A 19,630-nucleotide genomic window follows, 5' to 3' on the forward strand; every position below is an offset into this window, starting at 1 on the left:
CAATCGCCTCTTTCATTATTGAACCCATTCGCCATTATAGTTGACCGAATAGCCTTCTACGGTCGTATTCACTGCTAAAGCACCTGAGCTGTATGCGTAGTACCATTTGCCATTGACCTGGAACCAGCCTGTCTTCATATCTCCATTACTTGCATGTAAGTAGTACCAAGTCGAACCTACCTGATACCAGCCAGTCGCCATGGCTCCTGATGAACGGAGATAGTACCACTTGTTCCCAAGGTATTGCCAGCCCGTTTTCATATCACCATTTTCAGCATCTAGATAATACCAAGATGAGTCTACCTGATACCAGCCAGTCGCCATTGCTCCTGATGAACGGAGATAGTACCATTTATTACCAAGATGTTGCCAACCTGTTTGCATGATGCCAGTTGTTGGATCTAAGTAGTACCATGGAGCAGGTTTGCTTCTATCAATGCCAAAAGTAACATGGAAATCTTGAGTCCAACCCTTAGCAACTTCACCAATTGGTAGTGGATTGTAAGAATCATCGCCAGAAATTCCTAGCTTATTTAAATAATACCAATTGCCGTCTTCATAAATCCAACCCGTCTTTACGGCATAACCATTATCAAAATAATAAGTTCTCTTTTCAGGAGATGGAGTATATTGTTCACCATATACTTTTCCTGTATTTTCAGATGTTTTTGCATCTAGTACTTGTTTATCTGTTTGTTCTAGCAAAGCACCATCTTGTCCAAAATAGTACCACTTCTGTTGAAGGCCAATTTCTAAGACTGGACGATTATTAAATAAATTATCACGATAACCTGTTCCATGAATTTCTACGTATTGCCAACCGACAACCATCTCTCCTCTATCACCAAAATAGTAAGTTTTACCGTCTATTTTATGCCAATAGATTGCTTTATGATCATCTTTTACATAATATTTTCTATTATCCTTATCAACAAATTGGCCACCTGTGGTATCCGCAAATACAGTATTTGTAGCTAGCAAAGCAAAGAAAAAGACTGCTAATGCGATTTGCATCATTTTTTTCAAAATTTTCATCTATATACCCTCCAATATTAAATCCACTCACCAGATGAGGCGAAATTATAAACTTTACCATCGATAGTTTGGCTACCTGTAACCATTGCTCCAGAGGAATTGAGATAATACCAGTTTCCATTTACTTTTGTCCAACCTGTCTTCATATCTCCATTACTTGCATTTAGGTAGTACCAAGTTGAACCATCTTTCACCCAACCAGTTGCCATAGCTCCTGATGAACGGAGATAGTACCACTTGTTACCAAGATATTGCCAGCCTGTTTTCATATCGCCATTTTCAGCATCTAAATAGTACCAAGCTGAGCCTTCCTGATACCAGCCAGTTGTCATAGCTCCTGATGAACGGAGGTAGTACCACTTATTGCCAATTTGCTTCCAACCAGTTTGCATGATACCAGTTTCTGAATCTAGATAGTACCAAGTGGAAGCATCTTGAATCCAACCAGAACGTTTCTCACCACCAAGATTCTTATTCCCAGAATTTCCTGTTTTTGCTAGGTAATACCAGTTAGATTGATCATAAAGCCAACCTGTCTTTAAAGAATGATCTTGATCAAAGTAGTAGTATGCTAATTTAAGAACTTCGGGACCTTCCCAGCCTTCACCATGTTTTTTCCCAACGGTTAAGGAATCTTTTAGCTCTAATTGTTGCCAACCAACAAACTCTTGTAGCACTCCATTTTTGTCAAAGTAGTACCATTCTGGCATTGGGGAACCTTCTAATCTGATACCATTTGGGTAAGGACCAATTGTACTACCTTTAGATGGAAACGGAATATATTGCCAGCCGACCACCATCTCTCCAGATAAAGGATCAAAATAATAGTACTTACCATCAATCACTCGCCAGTAGGTTTCTTTGAGGTCCCCCTTTTTATAGTAGGTTCTACCATTTTCTTGGACAAATTGCCAGCCTTCTGAATCAGCATCATCCGCAAAGACGGTGCTTGTCGCTAGCAAAGCAAAGAAAAAGACTGCTAGTAGAACTTGCAACATTTTTTTCAAAAATTTCATTAAATCTTTCCTCCATAACTGATTGTAGCAAAGACCCGACTGTATGTCAATATATAGAAATCCCTCAAAAAAAGCAGTTACACAACTGCAACTGCATTTCTATTCTTGCATGGTGTAACCAACACCACGCACGGTTTTAATGTAGCTTTTTTGACCTTTTACATCAAGCTTGCTACGTAGATAACGGATATAAACATCCACGATATTGGTTTCTGTCGCACTTTCGTACTTCCAAACACTTTCCAACAACTGCTCACGAGTCAAAACCTTCTTGCTTCCCATGAGAGTGGCCAAGAGGTCATACTCACGGCGCGTCAGAGCAATCATCTCCTCGCCACGATAAACGGTATGATGTTCTACATCCATACGCAAATTGCGGTAAGACGTTGGGACCTTCATCTGACTACAGTGTTGGTCGATAAAGTCCCGACCTCGGAAAATCGCTGAAATACGAGCCACCAGCTGATCAATAATCACTGGCTTATAGATGTAAGAAACGGCGAAGCGCTGGATTGTCTCAATCTGGTCTTGCAATTCTTCGCGATGGTCCAAGACCATGATCACTGAGGCAGGTTTTGTCCGACTCAGCTTGTCTGCAAAATCCTGGGCTGTCATATCCCCCAGACGAGCATTCAGTAAAATCAAGTCATAGTCCGTCTGGAGAGCCATGGAGAGGGCTTTTTGCCCCTCCTCTACCAAGTCGACTCGGTATTGCTCTTTTTGGAGTTCCAGACTGAGAAAATGAGCGAGATTTCGTTCTTTCTCAAGTAATAAAATCCGTTTCCCCATGGCAGACCTACTTATTTTTCGTCATACCAAGAGTAGTGGAAGGTTCCTTCTTTGTCTTTACGTTGGTAAGTGTGGGCACCAAAGTAGTCACGTTGCGCTTGGATCAAGTTAGCAGGAAGGTCAGCTGAACGGTAGCTATCAAAGTAAGTAATAGCTGCTGAGAAAGTTGGCACTGGTACACCAGCTTGAACAGCAAGAGCTACGATATCACGCACTGCTTGTTGGTACTTAGCAGTAACATCCAAGAAGTACTCATCCAAGAGAAGGTTAGCAAGATCAGCATCGCGGTTGTAGGCATCTGTGATCTTTTGCAAGAAACGTGAACGGATGATACATCCATCGCGCCAGATAGATGCGATGTCCGCAAATGGCAAGTTCCAGTTATTTTCTTTAGAAGCCACACGCAATTGGGCAAAACCTTGTGCGTATGAGATAATTTTTGAGAAGTAAAGGGCTTGACGGATCTTTTCAATCAACTCAGCCTTGTCACCTTCAAATTTGAAGGCAGCTGGTTTTGGAAGCACCTTGCTAGCATGCACACGCTCTTCTTTGTATGTAGAGATGTAGCGAGCAAATACTGACTCAGTGATAAGTGACAATGGCACACCAAGGTCAAGAGCTGATTGGCTAGTCCATTTACCAGTTCCCTTATTACCTGCGGCATCAAGGATGTAGTCTACGATTGGTCCATCTTGACCTTCATCGTCTTTGCGTCCAAGAATATCAGCTGTGATTTCAATCAAGTAGCTATCCAATTCACCCTTGTTCCACTCAGTAAAGATTTCAGCCATATCTTCTGCAGAAAGACCGAGCAAGTGTTGCATCAAGTCATAGCTTTCTGCGATCAATTGCATGTCACCATACTCGATACCGTTGTGGACCATTTTCACATAGTGACCAGCTCCATCAGGACCGATGTAAGTCACACATGGTTTGCCATCTTCTGGTGCTTTAGCTGAGATTTCTTCGAGAACATCAGCAACCAATTCGTAGGCTTCTTTTTGTCCACCTGGCATGATAGAAGGACCTTCAAGGGCACCTTTTTCACCACCAGAAACCCCAGTACCGATAAAGTTGATACCTGAGTTAGCCAACTCTTCGTTACGACGGATGGTATCTTTGTAGAAAGTGTTTCCTCCGTCGATCAAGATATCACCCTTGTCAAGGTGTGGAAGAAGGGCTTGGATAGTTGCGTCTGTACCAGGTCCAGCTTGAACCATGAGCATGATACGACGAGGTTTTTCGATTGAGTTTACAAAGCTTTCCACGTCATAGCTTGGCACAAAGTTCTTTTCAGGATGGCAAGCAATCACATCTTCTGTTTTTTCTTTACTACGGTTGTAAATGGCAACTGTATAGCCACGAGATTCGATATTTAGGGCAAGGTTACGACCCATTACGGCCATACCTACGACACCAAAGTTAGCTTTTGTCATGTGACACTCCTCTTGTTTAATATGTTTTATTTTATCATTTTTACCTATGAAAGGAAAGAATTTTGTAACGGTCGCTTAGTAGTCCAAGTCATCAGCGTGACCAGAACCATTCCCTACAAAGTAACCTGTCTTACAGTTGAGGGTGAAGAGATAGGTTCCATCTGGTTTATAGAGGTTATAATAACCATTTCCGTTTACGATATTGACACGTTCTAGGATATATTGATTGCCAGTGATATAGCCACGAGCACGTGATGTTGCTAGGACTTGTTCCAATACACCATCCGCAAACGTCCAAGCAGGGTTGTTGCTATCGTCTACAGCTGATTGGTTGTACGGTACACGACTAGCACTTCTTTGAAGATTAACCCCATCGCCAGACAAACCACCATTTGTGTCTCTAGCTGGTACCGTGGTGCTTGTTGAAGGTGTAGTGCTGCTCGCATTGCTTTCTGTTGCTGAACTTGAGCTTTCTTGACTCGTGCTAGAGCTAGAGCTCGTACTTGAGCTGGAAGCACTGGTTTGTTGGCTCTTGCCAAGACTAATGGCCTTATCCAAGAGTTTGTCTAGTTCTGTGTTGCCTGTCTTAATTTCTGTAAATTTAGCATCCGCCTTGGCCTTAGCATTAGTATCCAGAACTCCGTCCGTAATAGCTGGACTTTCAAAGAGGGCATTGACATCTTGAATGGCCTTGATTTGAGTTGCTAGGCTATCATATCTTGACTTAGCTAATGTATGATCACGACTACCTTCTAACTTATCTAGCAAGGTTTTCAGTTGACTCAATTTATCAAACTGGCTGTTTTTCAGAGCTGTCTTATTAGCATCCGTATAGAAAGTATCATAGAGATCATTGAAGTCTTTCAAAGCTGTTTGTGTCCCTTGATCATCCGAAGAGGCTGCTTGAGAAGACTGGATTTCTTGGTTTGAACGAGATACTTGACGGTAGACATAATATGTTCCAGCAAGCACAAGGATTGCAGCTACTACTGAAGCAATGATGATGACACCTTTCTTCTTAGAGCCTGTTTCAGGTTCTGTTTGAGCTGAACGTGATAGAGGTGTATAAATCTCCTCTTCTTGTTCCTCGTTTATTTCCTTGGGCTCTGTTTCTGTTAAAACGAGAGGCTCTATTTCAGCACTTTCTTCATCTTGAAGTGGTGGGACAAACTGAGTAGTCTCATCATTTTCTATCTCTTCAATAGCTTCCTCGGAAACCACGTCTGAATCGTCTACCTGATCAGAAGTCTCACTTGATTCACGAACTTCTTGGATCATTTCCTCTAGATTTTGAGTAGAGGCTAGCTCTTCTTTTTTAAACTGACGAGTTTCAAACTTGTCGGCTTCGATTTCTTCACGGTGCTGTTTGATGTATTTGTCTAAGATACTGTCCTCAGGCAATACTCCTGCTTCAACCTCTTCATTCTTACGAATGACTTGACCAACAGTCAAGTCTTTTGCTTCGTCAAAGTCGAATTGTGGTTCTTGATGTCCTTTTTTATGACGATCACGTCTTTTCTTACTCATGAGTTCACCTTTCTATTTTACCTCTTGGCGTTTGACACGCTGACCAAAGTATTGATACAAATCCACTTTTAAGGTCCCGTTATAGAGTTTTCGCTTTTTATCAGCTGGACTTCCGTACTTGCTTTCAAAAGCTTCGTCACTCGTCAGGATAAACTTACTCCACGTTTTCAATGGTGCAAAGACCTGTCCCATCTCAGCATAGAGCTTGGTAACTCCTGCATCATCAGACAAGCGCTCCCCATAGGGTGGATTGGAAATGATAACGCCATTAATCTTGTCAGTACGCAAGTCCTGTACCCGCATTTGCTTAAAGGTGATATCACCTGCGACGCCTGCTGCTTGAGCATTTGCCTTGGCAATTTCCACCATGCGAGCATCGATATCACAGCCCATAATGTCCAGTTCAAGTTCACGATCAATTTTCTTAGCCGCCTCTGTGCGAACTTCCTGGATTAACCGATCGCTGACCCAGTTCCATTCCTCAAAAGCAAAGGAACGGCGAAGGCCTGGTGCCATTTTTCTGGCAATCATAGCCGCCTCGATACAGAAAGTTCCTGAACCACAGGTTGGATCAATCAAGGGCTTGTCTGGATACCAGTTAGATAGTTGTAAAATGGCCGCTGCCATATTTTCCTTGATCGGCGCTCCACCCTTTTCCGTACGATAACCACGTTTAAAGAGACTGGATCCTGTCGTGTCAATCATGACCGTTGCCACATCTTTCAGGATAGATACCTCAATCTTAAACCCGGGACCCGTTTCCATCAAGGGAACTCCTTCTGGGCGGGCATAGTGTTTTTGTAATTTCTTCACAACAGCCTTCTTGGAAATAGCCTGAACACTAGGCTCGTTATGAAGTTTAGACTTCACACATTTTGCCTTTGATATCGGGAAACGTGCTCCTAGCGGGAGATAGTTTTCCCAATCTAGAGCAAAAACACCTTGAAAAAGCTCTTCAAAAGTCTTAGCAGGAAAACTTCCGACTACAATCTTGATGCGATCCGCTGCACGAAGCCAAAGATTGGTCTCGATGATTGCCTTCACATCTCCTTGAAAGCGGACACGCCCATTTTCAACCTGGCAATCATAACCAAGGTCTCGCACCTCACGTCCAACGACAGCCTCGAGACCCGCCGCAGCAGTTGCGATTAAATTAAATTGTTCTTTCATTTCTAGTCTTGCAAGACCTTTCTCTTGTTCACTTTAAAAAATGAGGTTGAGAAAGATTTCTCAGCCCCAACCTATATGCAATTTTCTATAAGCCATGTTTTGTTCCAGAAGTGACTAGGACCACTTCCTTCGATAATCATCTGTCTACCGCTAACAGCATAAATCTGATAGCAGTCAGAGTACTACGTTCGTTTCCGTGCACTCCATGCCCCGACCAAAATTTGGGTTGCTAGCTTGAGGGGTTTACCGCGTTCCACTCTCTCTGTTTCCAGAAAGACTCCGTCACTGTGGCACTTTCAAGCCTATTCTGACCTATCCGAAGACTTAGCCATTTCGACTGCCGTAACGATTTCTCGTCCCTAGGCTTATGGATTCGCCTAGCACAAACACTACAGGCATCACAGCCTGTGCTAGCATGGACTTTCCTCATGAAAAGAGAATCTCTTCACGCGATTATCCAAAAATTGCACTCATTCCTTAGTCAATTATAAATCTTGGTTGTCTAAGATTTGCTTACCAAATACTTCTTTTTCGAGACGATTTAAGCGTTTCAAAATATCAAAGTTTGTCATTGAAGTAGAAGCCGTTACTTCAATAGAGTCTGGTTGAGTTGGAGCTACCTGTGGTTTATGAGATAATTCTTCCTTCAAATCAGCAATCTCTTGACGAAGGGATTTGACCAAAGCTGCGTAGGTTTCATAATCCTTAATCACATCGTCTAGGAATTCATCTACCTCTGCTTTGCTGTATCCACGTACTTCACGTCCAAATTCTTGTTCAAAAATATCTTTCGCTGAAAATATAATACTTGCCATGTCTCTCTCCATTCTGGGTTACTAGTATTATTATATAAAAAAAGACAAGTAAAAATCAAGGTCAAAGGCTTACTTTTCAGAAAAATTTTCTACTATTTCATTCAAGTCCTCAAATGTTAATCTTCTTGTAACATAGTCCGCTTGATTTTTCATCATTTGGTAAAAATATCGTAACTTGGTTTCGTTTTCTTCGTCGTAAAAAAGGTAACAAGTATCTGTATTTTCCAGCAGAAATTTTTGATAATCGCGTAGTTGTCCCTTGTGCTCATATTGTGGATAGGCGTATTTGACAAAATCAACCTGCTTGAACTCACTCAATTTCGCTTGATTTGCTTCATTCCAATTACTGCCATGGGTTTCAAAATCAAAAATGGTCGCCAGCTGAAATCCATAGTCTGCTTTCATGTCTTTCGCCACCTGAAGCGCCCAGTACTCAAAGCCCAAGGTCCCTGTAAAGACAAGCCAGTTCACCCCATCCTCTGCTAGACGTTCCAGGTCTCTCCGAATGGCTGTTTTGATAATATCAACGCGAATATCCTTGTCATTAAAGAGACCAAGGTCAAAGGCTGAATAGCCTAAAATCAAGGCTGATGTCATTTTTAACCCTTTCTTTGTAAATTTATGATATAATAGAGTGATGTTATTGTACCAATAAGGAGAATTATGGTCAACTATCCACATAAAATTTCATCTCAAAAGAGGCAAGCACCCCTGTCACAAACTAAAAATTTCGCAAATCGGGGAATGTCTTTTGAAAAGATGATCAATGCTACGAACGACTACTATTTGTCGCATGGGTTAGCTGTTATTCACAAGAAACCGACTCCCATCCAAATCGTACGTGTCGACTATCCCCAACGAAGTCGAGCCAAGATCGTTGAAGCCTACTTCAGACAAGCCTCAACTACTGACTATTCAGGGGTTTATGATGGATACTACATCGACTTTGAAGCAAAGGAAACCAGGCAAAAACATGCGATACCGATGAAGAATTTTCATCTCCATCAGATCCAGCATATGGAACAAGTCCTTGCCCAGCAAGGAATCTGCTTTGTACTCCTTCACTTTTCTTCTCAGCAAGAAACCTACTTATTGCCGGCTATTGACCTCATCCGTTTCTATCATCAAGATAAGGGACAGAAGTCAATGCCACTTGGATATATTCGAGAAAATGGATATAGGATTGAGCCGGGTGCCTTTCCTCAAATTCCCTATCTCGACATTATCAAAGAACATTTACTAGGTGGTAAAACAAGATGAACAAACAAACTTTTCTGCGAATAGCTAAGTATGTCAGTATCAGTCTCTTAACTGTATTTATCGCAGCTGTAATGCTTGGTGGTGGTCTCTTCCTCTACTATGTTAGCAAGGCTCCCGAACTTTCTGAAAGTAAACTAGTCGCTACAACGTCAAGTAAGATCTATGATAGCAATGACGAGCTTATCGCTGATCTTGGATCAGAACGTCGGGTCAATGCCCAAGCAAACGAAATACCGACCGATTTGGTCAACGCTATTGTTTCGATTGAGGACCATCGCTTCTTTAATCACCGAGGAATCGACACGATCCGTATCCTAGGTGCTACCCTCCGAAACCTTCGTGGTGGTGGAGGTCTGCAAGGAGCTTCCACCTTGACACAGCAGTTGATTAAATTAACTTACTTCTCTACGTCAACTTCTGATCAGACTCTTTCTCGTAAGGCCCAGGAAGCTTGGTTAGCTGTTCAGCTAGAACAAAAAGCGACTAAACAAGAGATCTTGACCTACTACATCAACAAGGTTTACATGTCAAACGGTAACTACGGAATGCAGACAGCTGCCCAAAGTTACTATGGCAAGGATCTCAAAGATTTAAGTATTCCTCAACTGGCTCTCCTTGCTGGTATGCCTCAGGCTCCAAACCAGTATGATCCATACTCGCATCCAGAAGCCGCTCAAGAACGTCGTAATCTCGTCCTCTCTGAGATGAAGGGGCAAGGTTACATTTCAGCTGAGCAATATGAAAAAGCGATTAATACTCCGATTACAGATGGACTTCAAAGTCTAAAATCGGCTAATAGTTATCCTCCATACATGGACAACTATCTCAAAGAGGTAATCGATCAAGTCGAACAAGAAACAGGCTACAACCTCTTAACAACTGGTATGGACGTCTACACCAACGTTGATCCTAAAGTTCAACAACATCTCTGGGATATCTACAATACCGACGAGTATGTCAACTATCCTGATGATGAAATGCAAGTAGCTTCAACGATTGTGGATGTAACAAATGGGAAAGTTATTGCTCAGTTAGGTTCTCGTCACCAATCAAGCAATGTTTCCTTCGGAATCAACCAAGCTGTTGAAACCAACCGTGACTGGGGTTCTACCATGAAGCCGATCACAGACTATGCTCCTGCCTTGGAGTATGACATCTACGACTCAACTGCTTCGATTGTACATGATGTTCCATACAACTATCCTGGAACAGATACCCCTGTTTACAACTGGGATAGAAGTTATTTTGGAAACATCACCATCCAATATGCGCTCCAACAATCACGGAACGTTACGGCCGTAGAAACCTTGAACAAAGTCGGTTTGGATAGAGCCAAGACCTTCCTAAATGGAATCGGTATTGACTATCCGGATATGCACTATGCCAACGCGATTTCAAGTAACACGACTGAGTCAAACAAAAAGTACGGAGCAAGTAGTGAGAAAATGGCTGCTGCTTACGCTGCTTTTGCTAACGGTGGTATCTACCATAAACCAATGTATATCAACAAAATCGTCTTTAGTGATGGTAGCTCAAAAGAATACGCTGATCCTGGTACTCGTGCCATGAAAGAGACGACCGCCTATATGATGACAGAAATGATGAAGACTGTCTTGGCATACGGAACGGGTCGTGGTGCTTATCTCCCTTGGCTACCTCAAGCTGGTAAGACTGGTACATCAAACTATACAGACGATGAAATTGAAAACTACATCAAAAATACTGGTTATGTAGCTCCAGACGAAATGTTTGTTGGTTATACTCGCAAATATTCAATGGCTGTGTGGACAGGTTACTCAAACCGCCTTACTCCTATCGTTGGTGATGGCTTCTATGTTGCAGCTAAGGTCTACCGTTCAATGATGACTTATCTGTCTGAGGATAACAACCCTGGCGACTGGACCATGCCAGAAGGCCTCTACCGAAGTGGTGAGTTCGTCTTTAAAAACGGTGCTCGTTCTGCATGGACTGCTCCTGCTCCGCAACAGGCCCCAACACCAGAAAGTTCGAGCTCGACATCAGAAAGTTCAACTTCACAGTCAAGCTCAACTACTCCAAGCACGAATAATAGTGCAAACAATAATACCAATAACCAGCAACCAAATACAACGCCTGGTCAACAAAACCAGAACCAAAATCAGAATCCTCAACCAGCACAACCATAACATTTATCATCCAGAGTTTTCTGGGTGATTTTTTCATAGCACTATTGCATTTATGTGCTTAACAAAAGCCTGAGAAGATGTCTTCTCAGGCTTTTTCTGTACTATAAACCTCATTGGGAAAGATAGGAAACGGATTTCGTAATCTTGTTAAGAGGTTTTACTAAATACTAGTCTTTCTTTGTTTTTGCTACAAAGAGAGCAGATAGGGCTAGGCTAACACCTGCTAGGAAGAGGGCTGTGTCAGATTGACTCTCACCTGTTGCTGGCAAGCTCTGTTTTGCTGTTTCTTGTCTAGCAATTTCTTGTTTATGATCTGGAGTCTTACCTTGATCAGAAACTAGAGTGCTAAGTTTAAACTCAGGTTTTTCTACTGTTGGAGCTGCTTGGTCTCCTACTGTTGCTAGCGGGCCTGTGTATTCTGGCAATTCATGCACTAGAGCCATCACTGCATTGACACCACCCTTGAACTCAGGTTTCTCTACTGTTGGAGCAGTTTGGTCTCCTACTGTTGCTAATGCGCCTGTGTACTCTGGAAGTTCATGTACTAGGGCTTCAACTGCATTGACACCACCCTTGAACTCAGGTTTCTCTACTGTTGGAGCAGCTTGGTCACCTACTGTCGCTACGGGGCCTGTGTACTCTGGAAGTTCATGTACTAGGGCTTCAACTGCATTGACACCACCTGTGAATTCAGGAACCTCAAGAACGGGTGCTGGTTCTTCACCCTTGCTTGATTGAACAGGTTCTTCTGTTAATTCTTGATAGAAGCTCGCCAATTCATAAAACTCAGCCTTGCCACCTTCCCAGACTAATTTGACGTCTAGAAGAGAGCCACCATTTCGGATAGCGAAGGTTTGGAGACTAGATGTAATGGCACCGAGGTCTAGCCAACTGTCTTGACCATCCTTGAGTGTTCTAGCAAGAACACGTGCCTTAGCTCCTTCAGGAAGACTGGAAACGAGACGAAGGTGGTTGGCATTGGTTGGTTCAGACAAGTGATACACCAATTCGCCCTTGTCTTTTTCAGACTTGTAGCTGGTCAAGACTTTGCCGTCTACAAGATTATTATAAAGGTTGCCTTGGCTTTCTCCACTACTTCCTTCTACTGTTGGATCATTGATTGGTTTGACAAATTCACCATCGTTGATGACCAATTCTGTAAAGCCTACAAAACGGGCATCATAATCCGCTGTATAGAGGACACGGAGATAGTTAGCTTTAACTGGTGTCGTCAATTCACCTTCGATGTAGCGATTTCCTGGCATTTTAGAATCATGTGTCCAACCATCTGTCAATGAATCATCATGTGTGCTATTGGCCACACCATCTCCTACTGTAACGACATCAGTCCAAGTTTTACCGTCTTGGCTGACTTGAATCTTACCATCACGAAGATAGTTTTGAGTTCCGTCTTGGATGTAAGCTCTAATCTTCTTGATGGTGCGTTCGCTACCAAGTTTCAAGGTTACGTGGCCATCTTTATGGGCATAGTCTGAAAACTCAACGAAGTTGTTGTAAACACCGTCAAACAGTTGATCTAGGTTGTTCAGTTTACGAACATCATTGCTTCCGTATGTTGGATGAATGCCCATAGTTGTAGATTCTAGTTTGGTTGGTTGTACTTCTTTGGTTGTCACAAGGAGAGAAGTGGCTGTCACAGCTTGTTCCTGATCTGTTTTATTGACCAGACGAACATAACGAACCAAGTGGCTCACTACAGATCTGTCTGTCAACTGGCTAGCTGGTGTCCACTCTTGCGCATTTGCAGAGTACTCTAGAGTAAGAGCAGTGTTGACCTGACCTTTGAGCTGGATGCTCTTGATTTGATGGATACGGTCAAGCTTCATTCCTAGATAGCTATGAGCAGGGAGTTTGGTTCCAGCTGGAATTTGAAGCTCGTAACTGCCCAAGCTATCCACTACTGGTGTTTCCTTCAAGGCGTCGACGTTGGTGTCCGTTAACTCACTGTTTCCAGAGCGTGTCTCAACAGAGAAGTCCTGGATACGCCACCAGAGGTCGAGGGCCTTGGTATTGCGTACTCGGATATAACGAGCATTGATTGCTCTAGTCACTTCCTTGGTTTGCTCACCTGACAAGCGATCGAGTTCCTGCCAAGTAGTACCATCTGTAGAATACTCAAGCACACCTGCGGCAAGTTTATCACCTGTTCCTTGACGAAGACGAACTTTAGTGACTGACTTGACTTCACCGAGGTCCAGTTGTGCCCAAGCATCTACTGGTGTCGTATTGCTACCGTCAGCATTTGCCATCATGGCTTCTGTATTGTCCTTGCCATCAGTGATTTGACGAGCTGAGGTATTTAGTTTGTAAACTAAATTTGAGCTCAGACTAACTGTCGTTGCTTGTTGGCTACGAGCTTTTTCAACTGGACGGTTAACTGCAATTTCCTGAACTGCAAACCAGGTATTTTCACGATCTGCTGTCGCAATCATACGAACTGCCTTGGCCTTGATGTTGAGATTCTCAAACTTAAGAAGGGATTCATTTCCGACATAGCTTGGCTCTTTCAAGGTTACCCAGTTGTCATTTTCATCTTGATACTGCACTTCTGCCTTACTAAAGGTATCACGTGGATTTGCCTGCGTTCCCATAGCAAAGGTCAAGGTTTGGATCGCTATCGGTTTGTTGAACTTCATACCAATATAATCACCTGTCTTGATGCTATTTGGTGATTTAATAATCGCATGAGTTGCCAAATCGCCATCCGTTACTTCTGCTAAACCACCTTCTACACCTGTTCGATTGGTGATAAAGGTGCTGATGATTTGGTCTGGATGCAAGACTTTTTGAACTTCAGACGCTAGAACTTCTTTCAAGGATAGGATAAATGAACGAATATGTTGAACACCCAATTCAGCTTTTTCCATATGGTCTACATAATGGAAGGTGTGAGTTTGAGACTGTTCGTACAATTTCAAACCTTTATAGTAGCTATCCCAAAGTTTGGCTGCATCGTTTGTAGCCATGGCTTCAGTTCCTGTAAGGAAGGCATCGAGAGCATTCATTTGATCGATTGCATTATCCAACCAATAGTGGATTTGGGCAACCATTTTTTTATCGCCTGATGCTTTATAGAGTTCGGCTGCTTCTTTAATCTTGGCAAATTCTGCACGCAAGGCTGCACGTTCCGCAGTCACATCCTGACCTGCTTTGAGCTTGGTCATGAAGTCTGTTAATTTTGGAGCTAAGTCTACCGATTCTTCTAGTTTGACGACACGATTATCCATGTTTTGGTTAATCATGTGCTTACCAAGTTCACGGAAGGCTGCCGATACCTTGCTATCTTCAAAATGACCATTTTCTACAAAGTTGAAGGCAATGTCATTGATTTTCTTAGCTTCTTCTTCTGATTTCCATTGTTTCCATGAGTATTGAGCTCCTGAAAAGAGGGCAATCTTAGATGGTTCAGACTGTTGCATTGGGTTCAACATGATACCAGATAGCAAGCTTGGATCCACATTTGGATGAAGGAATTTCTCACCACCACCTAGAATCAAGTGTTGTTTAGAGTTATCTGTTACCGGCCAGTTAATCCAAAGTGAAACTGGGCGATAGGTCTTGCCACCTGCGGATAGATTGTTCTTGAGAGTTGAAAGGAAGCTTTCAGAGGCTTCACCCCAAATCTTACCACCCGTCAAGGTCATGGTTGTTGATCTTGGGAGATTTTCATTGAGAGATTTCAACTCATCTTCACGTCCATTACCCCAATACTGGCCAGGAACAAAGATCATTTCTTTACGAAGACCGCTGTAAGTTCCCTGCATTTCAGTCAACCACTTGGTCATATCTTGCATCAAGCGGTTGTAGCTATTGTATCCTCCGACTGGGCTTGGAGCATCATCTGCAAGGATACCAAATTCGCGGACACCCACTTTCATCAACTGGGTAAATTTGGCCTTGATAGTTGCCAAATCTTCTTGGTAATGCGCTTCATTGCCAAAGCGGATACGGTTGTTCATGAATGGATGGATAGTCCAGACATACCGAGTTTTACTTTGATTTCCGACACGGGCAAGTTCACGAATTTCAGCTAGTTTTTCTTCTGGATAGAGTTCTCGCCATTTCTTGTTGTGGTATGGATCATCTTTTGGTGCAAAGAAGTATTGGTTCAATTTCAAATCGCCACCATAACGCATGAGCTCTGCACGATCGGCATTAGACCATGGATTTCCATAGTAACCTTCGATGAAACCACGGTTCTTGAGCTCTGCGTAATCTTCTACTGTCACATTACGAAGGACTGGCACTTGGCTTTCCTTGAGCATGTGTTTCAAGGTTGTCAAACCATAGAAGACTGCATCAGTGTCTTTTCCGACGATGGAAATCGAATTATCCTTGATGCTCAAGACATAGGCGTCGATCTTGTCAAAGATACCTGCTGAAACATTGGACAAGTTTTGCTCTGCTTGTGAACCTTGTCCATGCACTCCAAGATAGATATTGGTTGCGCCAGCGATTGCTGCCTTACCAGTTGTATAAGATACTTGATTGTCCTGCAAAACACTCTTCAAGCGATTGCGAGTATAGATATCGAGTTGATCGCCCATGACCAGATTGACTTGCTTACGAAGGGCTGTGACTCCTTCTCCATAAGTCACTTTTTGTGGCGTTGGGAAGACCTTGTACTCTTTCTTGAGATAGTCTGCGCTCTTGCTGGCAGCTGCAATGCTGTCTTCGCTAGCTGGTTTACTTGCAGTGAATTGATCTGCCAATTCAACTGTTCCATCACCGGTTTGGTCTACTTTTGGTTTTTCAGGTGTAGTTGGTTTTTCTGGTTGACTTGGTGCAGGCGTTTCTTGCTCTTCTTTGACAGGTTTTAATAGATGAACTTCAGCTGCACTTGCAAAACCACCAACGCCTTCCAATACTTTCAACTCAATCTTGTTGGTATCTACCGCCGCAAAGTTGACTGTTTTTTCTTGGGCGTTGTTGTCCCAGCTTCCTTCTGAAACCTTGACCATTTGGCCATCTATTTGTGCGTAGATTTCGTAGCGCGTCACGACACCATTTCCACCACCTGGACGTGGGAGATAGGTCAAACCATTGACTTTTTCTGCTTCTTTCAAGGTCATAGTAAGGGTGTATGGCGCAGTGTCACCAGTCCACTTAGTATGCCAGAAGGTATTTGGATCATTGTCAAAGGCCTTTTCAACAGCGCCTTCAGTCGCGTTTCCTGGAAGTTGCTGACTGCTTGCGGTTGCTGTAATCTTATCATTTGAAATCAAACGAGGATTTACAAATGGTTTGTCTGACAACTCTGCGCTATGCAAGATTCCTTTGAAACCACCGATGCTTTCAAGCGGTAGAACCAAGCTATTGTGGGCAAAGCGAGGATGGGCTGGATTTGCTATACGCTCAATCTTTTCACCATCCACATAGACTTCTGTTGATTGTGGTTTGGTCACGATAGAGATTTGATAACGTTTGTTCTTTTCAAGTTTTTTATTGAATTGGATATGGAACTGTTCAAATTGATAAGCAAGATAGCCATCTTTATCAGCTAGATAGATACGGTTGTCCCCACTTGTTGAGAAGGTTTGTTCACCGTCTCCAGTGACAGTCACATCAAACTTCAAGACATGACTTGGACCAACATCACCAGCCAAGCCTTCGATACTGCTGTCTTTCTCAAAAGCCAATCCCTGTTCGCTTGCCTTCACTTTCTTACTTGCATAGTTCTTGACTGTTTCAGGATTGATGGTAAACAAATCACTTTGGTCAATCTCTTTATCAGGATTTGACTGTGGCGCATAAGGACTCGTTGGTAGGGTACGTTCTGCAAAGGTCGCAGCTGCACGATCAGATCCCCAAGTGCGCTCCGCAGTGGTTTGCATGCTCTTGAAGAAGCGTTTAAAGATATCATAAGAAGTCAAACCGGTCTCATGAAGGTCAATGTTATCATTCCAAACTGCGTGCCCACCACCAAGGATACTTGGATGAGAAGCTGGTAGAAGTGGACCTCCACCTGTTCTAAAATCATTCGGTGTCCAGCTATTGTACTGACGTTCGTAGTTAGCATAGTCCCCGTAGGCTGCTTGACTATTGCTTCCACTTGGCACACTATAGGTCGGTACATCTGTGATGTTGATAATCTTAGCTCCCTGAGCAATGGCTTCATTTGGTCGTTGCCATCCGATACTCCAGATATCAACCTCTACTCCGTTCCAATCAACAGGAGTGTTCCCACGCTTCGCACTGAGTGAGCCCCAGATACGAGGGGTGTAACCTTTAGACTTGATATATTGGGTCAAATCATTGACATAGCGACGGTAACTTTCTCTGCTGCCATAGTATTCATCCGTTCCAATATGAACAGTGGATACCCCATGAAGTGGTGCATCTGGACCATCGAGGAGTTTGTCATAAACTGATTTGACAAAAGCTAGCGTTTCATCGTATTTATTATCTAGGTCGAGCATGGCAACACGTTCAACATTGTGCTTGCCAGCATAATCACTCAAACTACCTTGATACATGAGGTCTGGGCGGACTTTGACAAATGATAGTGCATGACCTGGTGTGTCAATTTCTGGCACTAGATTGATATGCAAGGCCTTGGCCAATTTAATCAGATTTTGCATTTCTTCCTTGGTATAATGCTCATCTGAAGTCAATTTTTGACCATTCTTACCGACAATGTCTGTCTCCACACGGAAACCAGTCTTAGCGTGTTCAAGTACATACTTGAGTTGTTCTTCTGGACTTAAATTCTTACTTGCCAAGTGTTCCTTAAGGAAGATATAGTTATCGTTGAGGTGCAACTGCAAGTCGTTCATCTTGTAGTAAGCCATGTTGAGCATGATGTCTACAAGAGTGTCATAAGGGATAAATTTACGACCTGTATCCAACATAAAGCCACGGTGGCTGAAACTTGGGAAATCACGAATTTCGCCATTTTGTAGGTCTGTTTCTCCCATTTGAAGAAGAGTCCGAGTGGCGTAGAAGGCTCCTGTGTTTGTGGCAGCTTCGATGGTAATCACATCATTTTGGATAGTGATACCGTACCCTTCTTTACCATAACCCTTGTTTTCAACCTTTTTAAATTCGATTCGTTTTTGAGCCTGCTTGTCACCTGTTGCTAGTTCCAATCCACGGCTAGCAAGGTCTGACTGGTAGAAGGTTGCTGCCTGATCAAAGCCAGAATCACCTGTCGCAAGGACTGTATCTGAAGTGATAGAAGATTGGCCTTCTTTCCCATACCATTGTTGAACAGCTGGTGCTACTTTTGGTTTGACACCTACACCCTCGTCCTGATGTAGACCCTTGATGACTACTTCAAATTCCTTAGTGAAAGTATGGCTGTCTTTGATTTGCTGCACCATAACCTTAACGCGTTGATCTGTCAGAGGTTTATGGATACGATTTTGAAGATCAATCACACCTTGCTTGTTGCTTCCGATAAGGCTAACTTTCCCTGGTAAAGTTGGTAAGACAAGAGACTGTCCATCTTCTGCTACTGTTAGTTCGGTTACTTGGCGGATATCCGTTACCTTACTATGGTCCGGAACGTTAGAATAAGCTCGAATTTCTTGGATGCCAACGTTTCTCCAACCCATTGTGCCCGCTTGATAGTCGTTAATTTCTAACTTAAGATATTTAGCTTGAATACTTTCAGCTAGGTCAACTTTCTCATCTAAAACAGGTTCTCCAGTTTTGGTATGAGCTAGTTTCCATTGTTTTTCTCCATTAGCCCCCACATCTTCTTGGCCTGCGTAATAGAGACTCCAAGATTTGATATTTGGATCATTTTGCCCATTACGAAGACGACGATCCCAGTCTATTTCCACATGTTTGATGAGGGTAGTTTTTGGAAGAGTTAATTCAAAAGTTGGTTTTACTGCATCTCTATCTGTAGCCCAACGAGTATTGTCATCTCCGTCGATAGCCTTATCCGCAGTAAAGTTGGTACCAGTCTCATGGTTGTTTGCTTGGGCAGTAGCACCTTCGAGATGATTGATATCCTCTCTATCTTCGATTGTCTTTTCAGCTGGTTTTGGTGCGGGCGTAGCAGTTTCAGCTGGTTTATTGTCTGCCTTTGGTGTTTCAACCGGTTTGGGCGTTTCTGCTGGCTTGGGACTTGCAGGACCTGTCTCTGGTTTTGCCTCTTCACTTGCTGCAGGATTGGTTCCCTCATCAGTCGCTGGAGTTTCTTCATGACTTGCTTCTGTTGCAGCTTCTGCATCCGCCTTTTCAAGCGCAGCGGCTAAATCATCTGGTAACTTATCCAGGGCTTGAACATGAGTGATACTTCCCTCTGTCTCTGAAGGTGTTGCTGTTTCTGCCGCCTGAACCATATTGGCGCCAAAGATACTAGCACCAATCATAACGGAGGCTGCACCGATTGCAAATTTTCTTATACTATAGTGACAGCGTTTCTCAAAAAAATGTCTATCCAT

Annotated in this window: 11 protein-coding genes and 1 other RNA gene; 2 read left to right on the top strand and 10 right to left on the bottom strand. The window is 43.0% G+C overall.

The annotated features are described in order from the left end of the window. Positions 1–15: 15 nt before the first annotated feature. From cbpC to HMPREF2766_RS01245, 9 genes are all read right to left on the bottom strand, one after another. A complete protein-coding gene (gene cbpC / locus HMPREF2766_RS01205) occupies positions 16–1,035 on the bottom strand; it encodes a choline-binding protein CbpC (protein WP_070567254.1) in 1,020 nt (339 codons plus the stop codon). A 17-nt stretch (positions 1,036–1,052) separates the two neighbouring features. Beyond that, positions 1,053–2,051, bottom strand: coding sequence for a choline-binding protein CbpJ (cbpJ, locus tag HMPREF2766_RS01210; protein WP_070567255.1), 999 nt, complete (start codon positions 2,049–2,051; stop codon positions 1,053–1,055). 99 nt (positions 2,052–2,150) lie between these two features. After that, positions 2,151–2,840 (bottom strand): response regulator transcription factor, encoded by a 690-nt coding sequence (locus HMPREF2766_RS01215; RefSeq protein WP_070567257.1) that lies wholly within the window; start codon positions 2,838–2,840, stop codon positions 2,151–2,153. Between the two features lie 11 nt (positions 2,841–2,851). Next, positions 2,852–4,276 (bottom strand): NADP-dependent phosphogluconate dehydrogenase, encoded by a 1,425-nt coding sequence (gene gndA, locus HMPREF2766_RS01220; protein WP_070567259.1) that lies wholly within the window; start codon positions 4,274–4,276, stop codon positions 2,852–2,854. Between the two features lie 75 nt (positions 4,277–4,351). Next, a complete protein-coding gene (locus HMPREF2766_RS01225) occupies positions 4,352–5,803 on the bottom strand; it encodes a cell division site-positioning protein MapZ (protein WP_070567261.1) in 1,452 nt (483 codons plus the stop codon). A 12-nt stretch (positions 5,804–5,815) separates the two neighbouring features. Next, positions 5,816–6,973 carry a THUMP domain-containing class I SAM-dependent RNA methyltransferase gene (locus HMPREF2766_RS01230; RefSeq protein ID WP_070567263.1) on the bottom strand — a complete coding sequence of 386 codons (1,158 nt, stop codon included), beginning with the start codon at positions 6,971–6,973 and terminating at the stop codon, positions 5,816–5,818. Positions 6,974–7,056: 83 nt separating this feature from the next. Beyond that, an RNA gene (gene rnpB, locus HMPREF2766_RS01235) (RNase P RNA component class B) lies at positions 7,057–7,438 on the bottom strand. Positions 7,439–7,458: 20 nt separating this feature from the next. Beyond that, a complete protein-coding gene (gene gpsB / locus HMPREF2766_RS01240; RefSeq protein ID WP_000146523.1) occupies positions 7,459–7,788 on the bottom strand; it encodes a cell division regulator GpsB in 330 nt (109 codons plus the stop codon). A gap of 69 nt (positions 7,789–7,857) precedes the next feature. After that, entirely contained in the window at positions 7,858–8,385 is a 528-nt protein-coding gene (locus HMPREF2766_RS01245; protein WP_000199579.1) for an SLOG family protein, read from the bottom strand. Positions 8,386–8,451: 66 nt separating this feature from the next. On the opposite strand from HMPREF2766_RS01245, the gene recU reads away from it, so the two are divergent. Together recU and pbp1a are read left to right on the top strand one after the other, a co-directional pair. Then, positions 8,452–9,048 (top strand): Holliday junction resolvase RecU, encoded by a 597-nt coding sequence (gene recU, locus HMPREF2766_RS01250; RefSeq protein WP_000248756.1) that lies wholly within the window; start codon positions 8,452–8,454, stop codon positions 9,046–9,048. Continuing rightward, the gene (pbp1a, locus tag HMPREF2766_RS01255) at positions 9,045–11,213 is read left to right on the top strand and encodes a penicillin-binding protein PBP1A (protein ID WP_001041840.1); all 2,169 of its coding nucleotides are present in this window, start codon (positions 9,045–9,047) and stop codon (positions 11,211–11,213) included. The genes recU and pbp1a overlap by 4 nt, the downstream gene beginning before the upstream one ends. A gap of 167 nt (positions 11,214–11,380) precedes the next feature. Here pbp1a and HMPREF2766_RS01260 read toward each other — a convergent pair whose 3' ends face one another. Next, positions 11,381–19,630, bottom strand: a complete 8,250-nt coding sequence (locus HMPREF2766_RS01260; RefSeq protein WP_070567265.1) for an SIALI-17 repeat-containing surface protein — start codon at positions 19,628–19,630, stop codon at positions 11,381–11,383.

It is taken from the genome of Streptococcus sp. HMSC076C08, assembly GCF_001810825.1.
Classification (GTDB): domain Bacteria; phylum Bacillota; class Bacilli; order Lactobacillales; family Streptococcaceae; genus Streptococcus.